The 15,688-nt window shown below is 33.2% G+C and carries 17 protein-coding genes; 2 read left to right on the top strand and 15 right to left on the bottom strand.

Annotation, left to right across the window (positions count from 1 at the left end):
• Positions 1-189: 189 nt before the first annotated feature.
• From CSE_RS00450 to CSE_RS08455, 13 genes are all read right to left on the bottom strand, one after another.
• On the bottom strand, positions 190-1,641 hold the full coding sequence (locus tag CSE_RS00450; RefSeq protein ID WP_014452643.1) for a YcaO-like family protein: 1,452 nt from the start codon (positions 1,639-1,641) through the stop codon (positions 190-192).
• Positions 1,642-2,030: 389 nt separating this feature from the next.
• Complete coding sequence (locus CSE_RS00445; protein ID WP_014452642.1) at positions 2,031-3,005, bottom strand: IS3 family transposase; 975 nt, start codon at positions 3,003-3,005, stop codon at positions 2,031-2,033.
• Positions 3,006-3,097: 92 nt separating this feature from the next.
• On the bottom strand, positions 3,098-3,982 hold the full coding sequence (locus tag CSE_RS00440) for a radical SAM protein (protein ID WP_014452641.1): 885 nt from the start codon (positions 3,980-3,982) through the stop codon (positions 3,098-3,100).
• Positions 3,983-4,136: 154 nt separating this feature from the next.
• Positions 4,137-4,325, bottom strand: coding sequence for a hypothetical protein (locus CSE_RS00435; RefSeq protein ID WP_014452640.1), 189 nt, complete (start codon positions 4,323-4,325; stop codon positions 4,137-4,139).
• Between the two features lie 5 nt (positions 4,326-4,330).
• Positions 4,331-4,498 (bottom strand): hypothetical protein, encoded by a 168-nt coding sequence (locus CSE_RS08460; protein WP_014452632.1) that lies wholly within the window; start codon positions 4,496-4,498, stop codon positions 4,331-4,333.
• Positions 4,499-5,252: 754 nt separating this feature from the next.
• Complete coding sequence (locus CSE_RS00430) at positions 5,253-6,497, bottom strand: MFS transporter (RefSeq protein WP_014452639.1); 1,245 nt, start codon at positions 6,495-6,497, stop codon at positions 5,253-5,255.
• A complete protein-coding gene (locus CSE_RS00425) occupies positions 6,494-7,855 on the bottom strand; it encodes a radical SAM protein (protein ID WP_014452638.1) in 1,362 nt (453 codons plus the stop codon). Before CSE_RS00425 ends, CSE_RS00430 begins: the two co-directional genes overlap by 4 nt.
• A gap of 169 nt (positions 7,856-8,024) precedes the next feature.
• Positions 8,025-8,192, bottom strand: coding sequence for a hypothetical protein (locus CSE_RS08365; protein ID WP_014452637.1), 168 nt, complete (start codon positions 8,190-8,192; stop codon positions 8,025-8,027).
• A gap of 250 nt (positions 8,193-8,442) precedes the next feature.
• Positions 8,443-8,793 carry an ABC transporter permease gene (locus CSE_RS08635; protein ID WP_407919063.1) on the bottom strand — a complete coding sequence of 117 codons (351 nt, stop codon included), beginning with the start codon at positions 8,791-8,793 and terminating at the stop codon, positions 8,443-8,445.
• A 21-nt stretch (positions 8,794-8,814) separates the two neighbouring features.
• Positions 8,815-9,186, bottom strand: coding sequence for a hypothetical protein (locus tag CSE_RS00420; RefSeq protein ID WP_014452635.1), 372 nt, complete (start codon positions 9,184-9,186; stop codon positions 8,815-8,817).
• A complete protein-coding gene (locus CSE_RS00415; protein ID WP_014452634.1) occupies positions 9,173-10,099 on the bottom strand; it encodes an ABC transporter ATP-binding protein in 927 nt (308 codons plus the stop codon). The genes CSE_RS00420 and CSE_RS00415 overlap by 14 nt, the downstream gene beginning before the upstream one ends.
• Complete coding sequence (locus tag CSE_RS00410; protein WP_156785876.1) at positions 10,084-11,442, bottom strand: radical SAM/SPASM domain-containing protein; 1,359 nt, start codon at positions 11,440-11,442, stop codon at positions 10,084-10,086. Before CSE_RS00410 ends, CSE_RS00415 begins: the two co-directional genes overlap by 16 nt.
• A 163-nt stretch (positions 11,443-11,605) precedes the next feature.
• The gene (locus CSE_RS08455) at positions 11,606-11,773 is read right to left on the bottom strand and encodes a hypothetical protein (RefSeq protein WP_014452632.1); all 168 of its coding nucleotides are present in this window, start codon (positions 11,771-11,773) and stop codon (positions 11,606-11,608) included.
• Between the two features lie 449 nt (positions 11,774-12,222).
• On the opposite strand from CSE_RS08455, the gene CSE_RS00405 reads away from it, so the two are divergent.
• Positions 12,223-12,999 (top strand): ABC transporter permease, encoded by a 777-nt coding sequence (locus tag CSE_RS00405; protein ID WP_014452631.1) that lies wholly within the window; start codon positions 12,223-12,225, stop codon positions 12,997-12,999.
• Positions 12,996-14,063 carry an ABC transporter ATP-binding protein gene (locus CSE_RS00400; RefSeq protein ID WP_014452630.1) on the top strand — a complete coding sequence of 356 codons (1,068 nt, stop codon included), beginning with the start codon at positions 12,996-12,998 and terminating at the stop codon, positions 14,061-14,063. The genes CSE_RS00405 and CSE_RS00400 overlap by 4 nt, the downstream gene beginning before the upstream one ends.
• Here CSE_RS00400 and CSE_RS00395 read toward each other — a convergent pair.
• Both CSE_RS00395 and CSE_RS07760 read right to left on the bottom strand, forming a co-directional pair.
• Positions 14,032-15,045, bottom strand: coding sequence for an SDR family oxidoreductase (locus CSE_RS00395; protein WP_014452629.1), 1,014 nt, complete (start codon positions 15,043-15,045; stop codon positions 14,032-14,034). The two genes, CSE_RS00400 and CSE_RS00395, sit on opposite strands and share 32 nt — an antisense overlap.
• Positions 15,042-15,599, bottom strand: coding sequence for a TetR/AcrR family transcriptional regulator (locus tag CSE_RS07760; protein ID WP_014452628.1), 558 nt, complete (start codon positions 15,597-15,599; stop codon positions 15,042-15,044). Before CSE_RS07760 ends, CSE_RS00395 begins: the two co-directional genes overlap by 4 nt.
• Positions 15,600-15,688 lie beyond the last annotated feature (89 nt).

The following is a 15,688-nucleotide window of genomic DNA, read 5'->3' as shown; positions in this document are numbered from 1 at the left end:
ATCCCCTAATGCTGCGACGTTACGTCGCGCGACGCGATCCTCGCCTGCATTAAAGAGTCTAATCTTCATAGCAGAACCCTCCTTTCTTTATCGTTTAAATTTGGCAACAGGAGCCACTCTAAAACTACAATTTTTCCTATCAAACAAAATTCTCTTCATCATTTTTATATCTATAACCTCTACAAAAATCTATGGAAAAGGTATTGGATCATTATTAAGGTCCTGATAGTTATTCATTTTATCAGAATACCCTAATTTTTTAGGTACTTCATAGAACCTTTTGTGTCCGAAGAGTGGTTTACTGCTTAAGAAAGCAGGTGTCAACTCTGGTATATATACTTTCACCAACTTTAAGCTATTGAACTGAGGAGGGGTGAAATCAAAAACTATTGGATCAATACCATATTGCTTTAAGTGGATTTTTAAGTTATCTAACCTTGATAAATTTGCTTTTCTGTCATATTTTTTCAACTCTGATAGTTTAATCTTTTTATTACCCTCAAAATACCAAACTAATTTACCGAAATTAGCCTTTGCACCATAATAAGGAACAATTTGATAAAAAAGTTTTAATTCACTTAATTCTTTTGTTTCATCGAAATCAAAAACCTCAACTGAAGATCTCGAGGCTATCCATTCTGGACAATAAAATAAAAGCTTCAGATTCGCTTCAGATTGAGCATATTCGTTTAGTGCACTTACTATTGCTCCTTCAATAGTATCAGATACTCCTGCTCCTGAACAATAAGAAAATTTTGTAATGTCTTTCTCAAATTTTACTGCTGTCACAATTGGAAAATCAAACATATCTATGTTATGATAATAAAATCTAACATTATTCAATAAACTCTTATCATATTCCATTATTTTCTTTAGCCTTATATCACTAATTTCATCTAATTCAATTTCGAATGGGGGAATTCTACTATACCACCCAATATTCAAAGCATCTCTCTCCATACATTCAGTTATTGCATGAAATAATGCCTCCTCCTCATTAATATGTAAAGATAAGCCACCGCTCGTTGAAAATCCTATTCGTGCTTCATTTTCTTGAGGTATATAATAAAGTAAAACTAATTGCGCTGGAACCCATACTTTTTCATTGTTTAAAAGTCTTTTGCCCTCTATCCAACTCAACTTAGTATCTACGGTGAATTTATCAAACCCATTTACGGTGTTGTTCAATTGCTCATCAGCGAACAAATAGGTACTATCGGGCGAAAGCAGGTTAAAACCTTTCTTTTGAAGATCTTTAAAGGAGCCAAAAACCAATTTATCCTTTACCATAAAATAAGACAAACAACCTAACATTCTTTCGACTATCTCCCCAACTGAGGAAGCAAAAACAGCCGATAAACCCGTTCCTTTCCCACCACCAAACATTCTACTCGTAAGACCTGGATTATTACTAACATCACATGTTAATTTCTGAATTATAAAATCAAGGTCACTATACACTCCGTGAGCTATTGAAAGTGGGAGTTCTCTTAAGGTTCTAAAATAAGTATTAACCTTAACAAGGGGATTGAGTGGACCATAAAATTTAGCAAGTTCTTCAAGTGCATTGTAACCATTTTCATCTAAATTATAAAAATGCCAAATCTTTAGATGATTCACATTTCTAATTACTGTTTTCATAAGAGTTATCTCCTCCTTTTCTACTTGTTGCAAAATTTGTAAAGTAGAACTTGTTCTTCACTACCTTTAAACATTCCGCTTCTCCTCCGACTTCTTTCCTAACTCACTTGCAACTCTCAAAACCTCTTCAAATAATATTCTTTACAAAAAAAATTTTTTGTCAAGAGGTTGTATGGAGACCTCTGAAAAAGTCCTTGTATCTCCCCACTTGTATATTGAGTTTTTCAAAATTTTAGTTTGACATTCATTCTAAGACTCAACCTTCCAACTTTCTCATATTTCTTTTTTCATTTTTTTATGTTTTGGCTTGGCCCCCTAAATCTGGACAATTTATTCTTAAATTTTGTACTATACCTTCTTATGTTTTCCATTAGTATAATCAGCCAGGATTAATGTGTCAATAACTTTAATGAATTCTTCATATATTCTTCATAGCATTCTTTAGGTGTCCTGTAGCCTATGGCAGAATGGATCCTTTTGTTATTATAAAATGTTACCCATTCCTTCAGTTTCTGTCTACATTCTTCAAAGGTATCAAATTCAAACCTCTCGTTGAATTCAGATTGGATTATTGAATGGAAGGATTCAATGAAACCATTCTCTTCAGGGGTTGCTACATCAATGTGCTCTTGCTCTATTCCGATGGATTCGAGATAACTTTTAACAAGACGGGAAATGAATTGAGAGCCATTGTCACTACGAACCCTCAACAAAACATTTGAGAAACTTATGTTTCTCATTTTGCAGGCTTCTTCAAGAACCCTTAACACATCTTCTTTTAGACAATGCCTTCCAAAGTGGTATGCAAGGTCTTCCCTTGTAAAGCAGTCAATTACGCTGCATAAAAAAGCATTCCTTCTTTCACCGTGGATGTACATGCATTTAACATCTATTTCCCAAACTTCATCTGGCCTTAACGCTTCAACCTTATACTCCTTGACTCTTCTTATGTTAACTCTATGTTTTACAAGCTTCGGGCGCAATAGATGGAATTCCTTCATAAGCCTATAGACCTTCTTATGGTTGATCTCATAGCCATTCCTCCTTAAAAACCATGTTACCTTACGGTATCCATAACAAATAAATTCGTTAGAGAAAAGATTCAAGATTTCATCTTCGAGAGCTTTATCATCAACACTTACTTTCTTTACACAGTTATCTGAAGCATCATTATCTGAATAGATAAATCTCCATGTGGTTCTGCTGCGCGGCCTTCCTTTAGACTTCACTACTTTAGTCTCTATTTGGTTCCCTTTATCCAATTTTAAATTGCTGTAGTATGTACTCCTTGGAAAACAAAGAACCTTTGTGGCTTTTAAAACAGATAAACCTTTAATACTGTAACGTTGAACAAGCTCTATCATTTCTTTGCCACCTATTTTCTTTTTTTTACACACTCTTCGAGCAGTTCAATCGTATATAATAGTGTAGGTAGTGAGAATGAGGAGTATATTCTTTAACAGTGCATCGTATGTTCATAAAGTACAGACTTTGACGGTTCACCAATAGGGCAAAATACTTCTGAAAACGATAATATTAAATTGTTTCCTAAATCGATTTTTACTAGATCATCTAAAAGAGGCGCTATTATTTCTACGTTAGAATTTAACCAATTTAGATTTACATTTATTATTATCTTCATGTTATTCTTTTTAATTATTTCTCTGTTCTCAGAAATATTTTTCAAAATTAGCTCGTAAGAGTTCCTTCCGCCTTTTAACGGCCTCAAGTAATCTTGCATTGTTTTCCAACCATCTAATGTTATTTGAATTGTTTTAACTTCAGCTTTTATTAATTCTAGTAAAATAATCGGTGAAAGAAGTGTTCCATTTGTTATAAGAGTAAAATTGAATTTTATATTATTTAAATTACTAAAAAGTTTTAAATCACTCGCCAAATAAACCAGTAAATCATTTCTGAGTAACGGTTCTCCACCAAAAAAGGCAATGTCAATTAAAGACGAGTTATTAAATTTTACTTCGTTTTTAATCCATTTTAGAATCTTATTTACGGTTTTCGTATCTGAATCATTCCTTTTTACATTTATGTTTCTCTCATAGCAATATAAGCATTTCATATTACAATTATAAGTTAGTAAGATATAAGATGAAAAAATGTTGGTATTATAACAAATGCTCCTAGCCCATAATTTAAGAAAGTTATCTTCGTACGAATTTAATTCATCTGGTATAACACCGTATTTTTTTAGAAGTCCAAAATTATTTACTTGTCTTATGTTTGTCTCGAATACTCCCTGACGTAATAAATCGAAGATGATAACATTATCACCATCCTGAAACAAATGGACGTAATTTGGTAATTCTCGCTTTTTAATCCTCATAATTTTTCCTTTTAATAATTTATTTTGCACGTTTCTTTATTATTTTTTCACTTTTTCATACCAAAACGAATAAAATCAACAATAATACATTAAAATCGTTTAGGTATCTCCCTTCTCTTTAAAGTGCTAAGAGAAGAGAGATACCTTTCAGCAATTATATTGCTACTTGGTCTGCCCTCTGACTTCTTGTACTGCAACCACAACCAACTAACATAAAACTTTCCTCCGGCTCGATAAGAATGTAAATCCCACAGTTTTCATAAAAATGGTTTTCCTGGTCGCTTTTTACAATAAAAGAATTCTCTAATTTAATAGTAGGATCGGCAAATTTATCTGTACCCATTTTTCTCACCTCCTTTCTTTTATTAATTTAAGCCATGGCTTACCGAATAAGTTTTTGAATGAGATGTGATTTTTTGTAACATAAAGCGATATTTGATGCATAATCTTCGATTCCCTTTTATATTTCATTGGAATTGAGGGCTTTTCTTTCATTCCTATTTCAGTAAGTCCCACATTAATCCTCCTTTTCAACATAACTTACCAATTTTCCTTTTTAAGAATGCTTCTATAAGATGATATTCATTTTTTTTTTTTTTTTTGTCAAGAGGTTTTAGGAAGAATTTGTGAAAAATTATTACATTCTGAAAAGTAACAATTGTAATGTATACAAACAGCAAATCTCTTGCACAACATAATAATGATAATGAAAAATTCAATAAATTGTGTGAGTCACATACACTTGAGGCTGCCATAAATGTTTAATTCTCTAATAATAAAGCGTTATTAAAAGGAAAATCTCACATTTAATAATTCACATCCATGCGCAGATTGGTTTAGAGGAAACCTATATAGAGTATTAAGGACGCTTGCAAGGTAAAATGATTTATCGAACTACTTAGAAAAGGTGTGTCTTAGTGTGCATTCATTAAATTAGGTAATAGCGATATACATATCAAAACAACGTTGAAATATCAAAAGTAATGAATAAACCTAATAAAGTATTAAACACAACAAAACAGAAAGATGCAAAAAAGAAACGATTCCTTTGTGCTATGAAAGAAAAAAGTTGAAAGGTAATATTCTTTTCCAAAAATTAAATAAGTTAATAGGATAGATAAGCTGAAGATTTTTGGGTTAAGATACATAAGACATAGTAAGTATGGTTAAACTACCACATACTCAACTTATCTAAATTAAATGCAAAAGCATAAAAAATATACAAAAAACGACTAATTTTAGGTTTTATTTAACTTTAGTTTTAAATTTTCTAATCACTTCTTATAAGTTTACTTTCCGTTACGTTTGGCGACGTTTTAAAAGCGGGAATAGCAAATCCAGCAAGAGAAGTAAGTAGAGCAAATAATCCTATGAAAATAAAGAGTGATGAAACTGAAAGCTTTTCCGTAAGATAACCGCTAACTACCATTGAAACTGGCTGAAGTGCTTGCGCAATTGTAAATACAAAACTTGTAACAACTCCAAGTAATTCGATTTTTACTGTTTGCTGGAAAAGCGCACTTATTGGCAAATTTGTAAGCCCGTTGCCAAGTCCAATTATAAAGAAAAGAATTAAAATTGGAATAAGCTCTTTAAATACCCCGCATAAAACCAAAGAAATACTTGTTAAAGTGAGCCCATAAAGCATAAGATGCGTTTCGGAAACTTTCTTTGGCAAAAACTCTGTTGAAAGACTCAATACCAAAAACCCTAAAGAAAAAGCGCTCATCATATAACCATAACCCTGTGAGCCAAAATTGTACTTTTCTGAAAAAATAGGAATAAGTGGCTGAAGTGCACCACCTAACAAGTTCACGATAAGTGCATAGGAAGAAAGCACCATAAGGAATTTTGAAGATAGTAAAAATTTATATCCCTCCTTAAAACTTTCAAGTAGCGAAAAAACAGTATTAGTTGCCTTTTCCTTTACTTGGCTAGTTTTAAGCCTTATAAAAATAATCGTAGTAATCGAAACTAAAAAAGAAATTGCATCGATAAGAAAACAGGTACTATAACCTAAAAGTGCTACAAGAATACCGCCTAAAGAAGGGGCTAAAATTTGTGAAATTCTAGTAAATCCAGTGAGAATGCCGTTCGCTTCGAGAAGTTCGTCTTTTTCTACCAACAGAGGAATTAGAGTAAATTGCGTTGTGCTAAAGATGGGCGAAAGTAATGAAAGAATAAAAAGAATTAAAACAATTTCAAACATATTTATTAAATTCAGAGTGTCTAAAAAGTAAAGTAAAAATACGATTATAGCTCTCAAGAAATCTGTAAATATGAGTATTTTCTTTTTATTAAAATTGTCAGCAATCGGACCTGCAATAAAGCCCGAAATGAGTTCACCAATTGAGAAGACTGAAAATGCTCCGCCGACTGCCAATCCTTTATTGTTTGTTATCTTTAAGATGAGCCACATAATTGCAATTAGATACAAGCCGTCGCCTAACACAGAAACAGTTTGCCCAAATACGTAAAGAAAAAAACTTCTCTCTTTTAACAATCTGTATTTCATATCTTTAGTATCTCCTCCTTATAAAAGTATTCAATTACTTCCTTTACAAAATTTAAAGAATCCTCAATTTTTATATTATATCTGTCTTTAAGGCGAACACAAATATCCTTAATTTGTACCTTACCATCTATCCAATTTATTACATCCTTTGCCATCGCATCTAACGTGAAGGTCTTTTTTTGAAAAAAGTTCTTTCTTTTAATCGTCACAGACAAATTATTGTCTACTAATTTCCACTCAACATCATCATAGAAGGAAGGAATACTTTCTTTTTCAATTGGTATCTCTAAAGAATCTATCTTGGGAAGATAAGGAAGACATCTCTCATTAATTGATTGCGCCTCAAACGCTTGAATTAATGGACAAATTCTGCAGTAACTCGAATTTGAACAGCTTTTACAGTAAGGATTTTTAGGGCTCGGATCATGAGCAAAGTCTAAAAAAGGCTTGAAGTATTCTATTGCCTTTTCTATAGGTTCTGAGAGCACATCCCAATACCTCAAATATTCACCTACTTCCGGGTTGGTTTCTTTAAAGAATACAAGCGAATAACATGGTAGTGCTTTACCTTGAGGATCAATATAAATCGTTGAACCTGCGGGACAGGCACCTTGGAATGTAGGCAACCGTACGGAATATTTGAGGTTCAAAAATTTTGACTCATTTGGAAATGCAGAAAGATACAACTCAAAGTTTCTCTTCTTCATTGAATAATTTTGAGAAATTAATTCGAAACTTTCCATAACTTCTTTATTGGTAATCTCAACTTCATTTTTGTTGTCAATTGCTCTTCCAACCAACCAAACATTATTTACAATCAATACATCAATTCCTAAACTATCAAAAAAATCCAACAAAAAAGGTACGTCCTTTTTGTTTTCTCCTTGTAAAGTAAAGTCTACCCCAATTTTTGCACTTAGCTTGTTTTCATTCCTATACCACACACAAAAATTGATATTCTTAAGCGTTCTATTAAAAGATCCTTTTATTCCTCGTATCTTATCATGCGTTACGCTCGATATACCGTCCAAACTAAAATGAACTTGATCAATTCCTGCATCCAATAATTCTACAAATTTCTGGGATTCTAACACTGTTCCATTAGTTAGCAAATCAACGCCTATGTTGTTTTTCTTGCAGTATTGAACTATAGACGGCAAATCTCCTCTCAGAGTTGGTTCACCACCAGTAAATGTTATCCAGTTTAATCCAAATAACAAAAGTTTGTCTATGATTGCTCTTACTTTATCGAAGGAAAGATCAGGACCTTTTAAAAGTGAGGCATAGCAGTGTTTGCATTTCAGATTGCATTGACTTGTTATATCCCATCTCGCTTCTCTAATCATTAATGTTTTCATCGAATTTCCTCCTCTTCCCAAGCTAGTCTTTGTGGGAAGGGCTGCCCTTCCCACAAACCTTATTACATTTCAACTGCTCGACTGCAGATACACAAAATCCCTCCGCCTACAGCCGTCATTAAACCAACTTCTTCCGAGGTTTTTGTAATTACTGGCTTATACATCATTTTCACCTCCTTTCTTTTATTAATTTAAGCCATGGCTTACCGAATAAGTTTTTGAATGAGATGTGATTTTTTGTAACATAAAGCGATATTTGATGCATAATCTTCGATTCCCTTTTATATTTCATTGGTACTGTGGGCTTTTCTTTCATCCATATTTCAATAAGTCCCACATTAATCCTCCTTTTCAACATAACTTACCAATTTTCCTTTTTAAGAATGCTTCTATAAGATGATATTCAATTTTTTTTGTCAATAGGTTGTAGGAAGGTCTCTACAATGTATCTTATCACCAAAAAACGAAGGCACTACCTTTTATTTGTGCTCGAAATATGCATTAAATGTGTGTTTTACCAAAGAGAAATATGATGAAAGCTTGGGGAATCACTCAGATTAGGTATTAAACATTTCGATTTCCTTATATCAAAAGATTTTTTCTAAAACATAGGTTTTCTTCACTCTTTTTGCAATATATAGGAAAAGTAATATGGACATTACAATAAGGTATAAATAAGACCATTTGATATTAAAGCCAGATGGTATCATCAAAGGACTCCTTAAAATATTCAAAATATGAGTTACGGGATTAAAAAGCAGGCAAATTTGGAAAAATTTGCTCAGGGATTGCATACTAAAGTATGATGGAGAAAAAATAATGAAAATCATAAATAGAATTTGAAACAGCCCGTTTGCCAAAAAGAGGTTACTCATAATCAAACCAAGAAAGGTAGAAAACAGTAATAAAACTAGAATAGCTATAACTATACCGGCAATAAAAACGGGGATGTTAACACTTTACAAACTAAAAATGATATATAAAAAGACAACTATAATGATTGGAAGTAAAAGCAAAGTATAAGTAATACATTGACTTACAATAATCTGCGGGAATGTTATAGAATAAGTTGAGTAAAGTTCCAGAACTTCTGGTTGCTTCGTATTTGTAATTCTCAAACTGAGCATATTAATAAACGCACTTGCCATCGTCACAATAAGGTATCCGGTTAAAAGGGTTGCAATTTGCCCTTTGCTAATATTGCGTCCGCTTGAAAGAAGCATTATGAAGAGATAAGAAAACGGAAGCAAAAAGAGAACAACAAAAAGTTGTAGCCAATAAATTCGTAGCGATTTAAACTCTATTTCTACGCCAATTTTAATTTTGTCCATTTTTTTCCTCCAGAATTTTTCTTATTGCAGTCTCAAAAGAAGGTGCTTCAAATTGTATATAATTGATGGGGGTAATGTCGTTTATTTGCTTAATGATATCAATTGCAGAATTAAGATTTCCTACTGATACAGTAAAGACCGATCCCCCTAATGAATATACAATATGGTTATCCTCTAAAAAGCTCTTTACACGTAACGCGTCAAGAGAAGAAAATATTACATTGCAAGGCAATTCGAGCAACAAAGAAATCTCTCTTGGACTTCCCTCTGCAATAATTTTCCCGTCTAAAATTACATACACCCTATCAGCTAATTTCTTTATTTCGTTCATATCATGGCTTGCAATTAAAATTGCCTTATTGTTCTTAAACTGCGAAAGTCTATCCCATAAGCGACTTTTGCTCACAATGTCAACCATAGAAGTAGGTTCATCAAGAATGAGAAGACTTCTTGCTTGAGCAAAAGCAACGCCAATAAGCATCAGTTTTATAAGTCCCGGCGAAAGCTGGTATCCATAATACTTTCTAACCTGTCCTAAATTAAGAAAATCAATAATTTCGTTTAGCTTATTTGTTAACTGTTCACCTTTAAACCCTTTCAATCGCAGGGCAAAACCGATGGTTTCTTCAACAGTTAAAGAAGGAAAATAAAGAGGGTATTGAGGGGCATATCCTACTTCTCGTTTAATTATTGAAGGTTGCAAAGATATATCTTCTCCTAAAATTGATATTGTGCCTCCTGTTGGTTTTAACAGTCCCAGAATTTGTCTTACAAGTGTTGTTTTCCCTGCACCGTTTGGACCTATTAGTCCAACAATTTCCCCCCTATTTACGTCGATGTTTATGCCATTATTTGCGTTTTTACCGTTAGGGTAAATTTTTAATAGGTTTAAAACAGTTAGGACTTTTTCCATACTTTTTCCTCCAATGCTTTCTGAATATTTACATTATTGTGCAGTGAATTTGTAAGTACTTCCATGGTCGTCCCAGCAAATAACGCCTTTTTGCATAGTTTTTTGTTATAATCCCCAAAGGTGACAAGGGATTCGTATGCACATCCTCCGCCACACAATGGAACATATGGACAGTCAAGACATTGTTCCCATCTATCCATAGTTATAAATTCAATAAACTTGCCGCTAAAATGTTCATCCTTAACGTTTCCAACACAAAATTCTTTCCTACCTACGAATCCACTACACTTGTAGATATCTCCAATAGGATCAACTACAAATTGTGACTCTGAAGTGAGAAGACATGGTCCAATTTCCACAAATCTTCTTGCAACAGAAAAGCCTAAATCTCTTGCAATCGGAAGTAATTGTTTCACGGTATCAGAAAATGTTTTATCCGGCATTATATTCGCATCACAAAAATGCGGTGCCAAACCTGATTTAATCCTCGGAGCAAAGTCCAAAAAAATCCTGGAGGCTAAATTTTCCTTATGAAGAAAGTTTAATAGTTCGCTTATACTATTTGCATTTGCTCTATCTATATTAACTCTTACGAATACTGGCACAAACTCTAAGAACTTTCTCAAATTGATAATTATATCTTTGAAAGAATCTTTTCCACTTTTATATGGTCTTCTTAAGTTATGAATAAATTCAGGTCCGTCAAGAGTTACCTGAAAGTATTTCAAACCGTAATTCTTAAGTTCTTTCATTTCTTCAGAAGATAGACTCACGCTTCCATTTGTAATAATACCAAAAGAAAAATTAAAAGCTTTCTCTGAAGCGGTTTTGAATAGTTCTTTGGATATAGTAAAAATAGGAGTTTTATTGAGGAGAGGCTCTCCGCCATAGTAAACTAATTCTACGTCGTTGGGGTGTCTCTCCTCTATGTTTCTCTCAAGCCACCAAATAATATTTTTGCTTACCTCCTCAGTCATATTCTCATTTCTAATGTCCTTTACATCGTTTTCTACACAATATTCGCATTTAAAATTACAATCAAATGTAGTCAAAATCATGGCTCCAAAAGATTTAGTACTAAATTTAGCCTTTTGAAACAAATATCTTAAATTCTGGCTTTCATTAGAAGAATCTGTTAATATTCCTTCATTTAAAAGAGGTTTGATAACCTCATCAGGTAGATCTTCTATCTTATTATTCTCAATACTGTTTAGAAATTTATCTTCCAAAAGCACTACACTCTTAGTAAGAGTGCTAAATAGTAGATTAAAACCTTCCTTTGGCCAATCTTTTTTTATTAAAACATACTTTGAAATACGCACACTTTTTTTATTGTTTTCCATGTGTTAACCCTCCTATTGTTCCACCCTCGATTACAATAGCATCGAGGGTGGAGTTTTAACTACCCGATAGAAGCTTTAACCGGTGAGATAAAACATCCACAGAAATTCGGCTCACCACCGAACAGCGGAACCATAGAACCATGCTCTATGATTATCATACTTTTCACCTCCTTTCTTTTATTAATTTAAGCCATGGCTTACCGAATAAGTTTTTGAATGAGATGTGATTTTTTGTAACATAAAGCGATATTTGATGCATAATCTTCGATTCCCTTTTATATTTCATTGGAATTGAGGGCTTTTCTTTCATTCCTATTTCAGTAAGTCCCACATTAATCCTCCTTTTCAACATAACTTACTAATTTTCCTTTTTAAGAATGCTTCTATAAGATGATATTCAATTTTTTTTTTTTTTTTTGTCAAGAGGTTTTAGGAAGAATTTGTGAAAAATTATTACATTCTGAAAAGTAACAATTGTAATGTATACGAAGGACAATATCTTGCGGCACATAATAAATGGTAATGCAAATTCAATAAATTGTGTGAGTAGTTTTAAATGATGGTCTCAATAGTTGTTTAATTTAACTTTTGTGATTGTTTTTTGTCATTCTTTGTGAAGTCATTTTATAAAAGCATTTCATATTGACAGAATGCCAGTTTTAAAAATTGAAACTAAGAATTTATGTGGAACAATTTAAATTCAACTTACAAATAAGAGGGAATTGAAAATTTATAATTTTGATTCATCACAACTTTTTTACATTTTACTATAATTAATCTATGAAACTGATTTTTAAGTGGGCGCTTGGAATAATTGCTGCAATTAGCATATTGTTTGTAGTTCTTCCGCTTTTAAGACTTATCACATATCCAAAACTTTTCTTTATTGTAGCCTCTTTAAAAGACCCGATGAACCTTAATGCGATTTTTAATAGCATATTCTTTGCATTCATTTCTTCTCTTCTCAGTGTTCTTTTTGGTATTCCACTTTCATACCTTTTGGGAAAGGGATACTTTGGGAAAATTGAGAGCATCGTTGAGGCAATCTGTGACACACCCTTAGCAACACCCCATATCGTTGCAGGCATTGCACTTCTCCTCATTTTTGGAAAAGATGGTGTAATAGGAAAACTCCTTTACAATGCATTCAATTTAAAACTTATGGGAACAGGTTTTGCTGTCATTATTGCAATGATGTATCTTTCTTTTCCATTCTTTGTGGATACCGTAAAGGAAGGTTTTAGAAATGTTGACAAGTCGCTTGAGAATGCCTCACGAGTTTTAGGCGCAAAAGAACTGCATACATTTTTTCTTATAGATATCCCTCTTGTAAAGGGGCACATTATATCGGGATTCTTGTCCGCATTTGCAAGGGCAATTTCAGAATTCGGCGCAGTTATCATTGTTGCCTATTACCCGATGACTGCACCTATTCGCATTTACGATGCATATACGCAGTATAACCTTGAAACCTCAATCTCTGTTGCAGCAACACTTCTTGCGATTTCTCTTCTCATTTTTGCGATACTAAGGATTATTGGAAGGAGAATAAAATGAGTAAAGTGCTTTTATTAGAGGAACTTTCCACACATATAGGAAACTTTTATATTAAAGATATAAACCTATATTTAAACGAAGGCGAAATCATCGCAATTCTTGGTGAAAACGGCTCTGGAAAAACAACACTTTTAAATACAATTGCAGGATTTTTGAAGGTTCTCAAAGGAAGAATTGTCTTGAATGGTGTCGATATAACAAACAGGGAACCTGAAGAAAGAAACATTGGCTATATTTTCCAAACGCTTGCACTGTTTCCACATCTAACCGTTGAGCAAAATATCAAATTTGGCCTTCGCTTTAAGAAAATAAAAGACCCTTCTAAGCGCTTTTATGACCTTGTAAAATTCTTTAAACTTGAAAACCTTTTGGGGAGATACCCAAAAGAACTAAGTGGTGGAGAAAGACAAAAAGTTGCAATTGCAAGGGCACTTATCCTTGACCCACCTTTAATTCTTTTTGATGAGCCCACATCTCAACTTTCACCCACTGAAAAGGAACGAGTTGCATTAGAAATAAAAGAAATTATAAAGACATTCGGTAAGAGTGCACTCTTTGTGACGCATAGCCTTGATGAAGCAAGTATCGTAGGGGATAGAATTGCTGTAATGAGCAATGGTAAAATACTCCAAATAGGAGAGCCATCGGATATTTTCTTCACGCCAGAGCATGAAGAAGTTGCAAACCTTATAGGGGTAAATGTGATAAAAGGGCGTGTGGTCGAGGTAGTTGATACTGTTTCAAAAGTGCAAGTCCAAGATAAATTTCTTTATGTTACAGGAAACTATAGCATAGGCGACGAAATTCTTGTTTTTATTCATCCACAAGATATAACTCTTTCAAAAGAGCTTTTAAAGTCTTCTGCACGAAATCAATTTGAAGGCATTATATCAAAAATCGTAAATAAAAACGGCCTTGTGACAATCTCATTAAAGATTGCTGAAAATGTTTTTCTTAATGCACTTATCACCAAAAGGTCTTTTGATGAACTTGATATTAAATTAGGAGAAAGAATCTTTCTAACATTTAAAATCACTGCGATACATTCGGTGAAAGTTTTTTAAAATGTGTTCCTCCTCTATAATTTTCTTTAAACCACAAATATGCATCCTTTAATGATGTTTCTAATGGCCTTGAAGTGTATCCCAATTCCTTAATCGCCTTGTCCTTTAATACATTACAGTTTGATTTGAGAACTGATAGAGAATAAAGCGTAAAAAGAGGCTTTTCTTTTGTGATTTGTGAAATAATTGGGGTAAAGAGCGCAGAAAACTTTGCAAGAGAATATGAAATTTTTATATGTGATATTCTTTTTCCTGAGATATTCCTAAGTATTTCAAGGATTTCTTTTACGGTTATTTTCTCTCCAGAAAGGATATAAATTTGACCTATCTTTCCTTTTTTCATTGCAAGAATTTCACCCATTGCAACATCCCTTACATCAACAAAGTCATAAGCACCATCAACATAGAAAAATAATTTACTGTTCATATATTTGAGAATTAGTGTCCCCATTTCTGAAACCTTAAAATCATAGGGGCCAATAATCCCTGTTGGTGCAACAATCACCGCATCAAGACCTCTTTCAACACCTCTTAAGACTTCTAAGGTTGCAAGAGCCTTAGATCTTGCATATTCGCCAAATTGAGGCTCTAACGGAATATCTTCGGTTATAGGTAAATCAAGTGGGGGCTCCTTAAATGCATGTATTGAACTTGTATAGACAAGCCTCTTTACGTTGTTTTTTATGCACGCTTCAACCACATTTCTTGTGCCCAAAACATTTACCTTATATAACTTTTCCCATTCCCCTTTGCTTATAGAGATAACACCTGCTGTGTGATATACGTAATCAACACCAAAAAGTGCTTTATTAATACTTTCAAAATCTGTAATATCGCCTGTTCTAACTTCAACGGCAAGACCACTTATGGGTGTAAGATCTTCACCCTTTGGGACAATGCAAACAACATGCTCACCTCTTTTTAACAGTTCTCTTATGAGGACATTACCAAGATGCCCTGTTCCTCCAATTACTCCAATCATTTATTCCTCCTTAATCCATCCAAGATAAGTTTTGCCATCTCTTTTTTGTTGATTTCTCTTTTAAAGAAAAACGTTTCAATCCAAATCGAAAGTGAAATACCTGTGATATACATGATACTTTCTTCGTTAGCACTACCAATGGTATTTTTAAGAAACTCTTCAATGAGTTTTTTGATACTCTCAAAAATTGTGCTTCCAAGGGCTTTTTCTCTTCCGTTTTCTAAAAACATGCCAAAGTCTCTAAGAGATATAATGATTGATGGACCATACGACTTTGCAAGTTCGATATTTAAGGAAACAAATTCCTCAAGCGACTCTTCGGCGCTTTTATGTTCCAAGGAGAACTTTGAAAGTTCTTCATAAATGTTTTTAAGAGTTCTTGAAACGATTTCTTTTAATAATTCCTCCTTTGAAGAAAAATATGTATAAAAACTGCCCTTTGCTATCCCTAAAGCATTTGTAATATCCTCAACAGATGTATTAGGGAATCCTTTTTCAAGGAAAAGTTTTTCTCCAACTTCAATTATTTGTTCTTTTTTATTTATGCCATTCACCGCTACCTCCAAAATTTAAATAACAAGCGAAACTAACTAAACTTGCTTGTGCCATTTTCAAAACTTGTATATCTATCAAACATATTTAC

Source organism: Caldisericum exile AZM16c01 (genome assembly GCF_000284335.1).
GTDB classification, from domain to species: Bacteria; Caldisericota; Caldisericia; order Caldisericales; family Caldisericaceae; genus Caldisericum; species Caldisericum exile.
Note: the sequence above shows the minus strand (reverse complement) of the source record. Positions and strands in the feature narration are given on the sequence as shown.

Coding starts and splice junctions, on each gene's coding strand:
- CSE_RS00450 (WP_014452643.1), bottom strand. CDS start 1,641: ATGAAAACAGTAATTAGAAATGTGAATCATCTAAAGATTTGGCATTTT.
- CSE_RS00445 (WP_014452642.1), bottom strand. CDS start 3,005: ATGATAGAGCTTGTTCAACGTTACAGTATTAAAGGTTTATCTGTTTTA.
- CSE_RS00440 (WP_014452641.1), bottom strand. CDS start 3,982: ATGAGGATTAAAAAGCGAGAATTACCAAATTACGTCCATTTGTTTCAG.
- CSE_RS00435 (WP_014452640.1), bottom strand. CDS start 4,325: ATGGGTACAGATAAATTTGCCGATCCTACTATTAAATTAGAGAATTCT.
- CSE_RS00430 (WP_014452639.1), bottom strand. CDS start 6,497: ATGAAATACAGATTGTTAAAAGAGAGAAGTTTTTTTCTTTACGTATTT.
- CSE_RS00425 (WP_014452638.1), bottom strand. CDS start 7,855: ATGAAAACATTAATGATTAGAGAAGCGAGATGGGATATAACAAGTCAA.
- CSE_RS00420 (WP_014452635.1), bottom strand. CDS start 9,186: ATGGACAAAATTAAAATTGGCGTAGAAATAGAGTTTAAATCGCTACGA.
- CSE_RS00415 (WP_014452634.1), bottom strand. CDS start 10,099: ATGGAAAAAGTCCTAACTGTTTTAAACCTATTAAAAATTTACCCTAAC.
- CSE_RS00410 (WP_156785876.1), bottom strand. CDS start 11,442: ATGGAAAACAATAAAAAAAGTGTGCGTATTTCAAAGTATGTTTTAATA.
- CSE_RS00405 (WP_014452631.1), top strand. CDS start 12,223: ATGAAACTGATTTTTAAGTGGGCGCTTGGAATAATTGCTGCAATTAGC.
- CSE_RS00400 (WP_014452630.1), top strand. CDS start 12,996: ATGAGTAAAGTGCTTTTATTAGAGGAACTTTCCACACATATAGGAAAC.
- CSE_RS00395 (WP_014452629.1), bottom strand. CDS start 15,045: ATGATTGGAGTAATTGGAGGAACAGGGCATCTTGGTAATGTCCTCATA.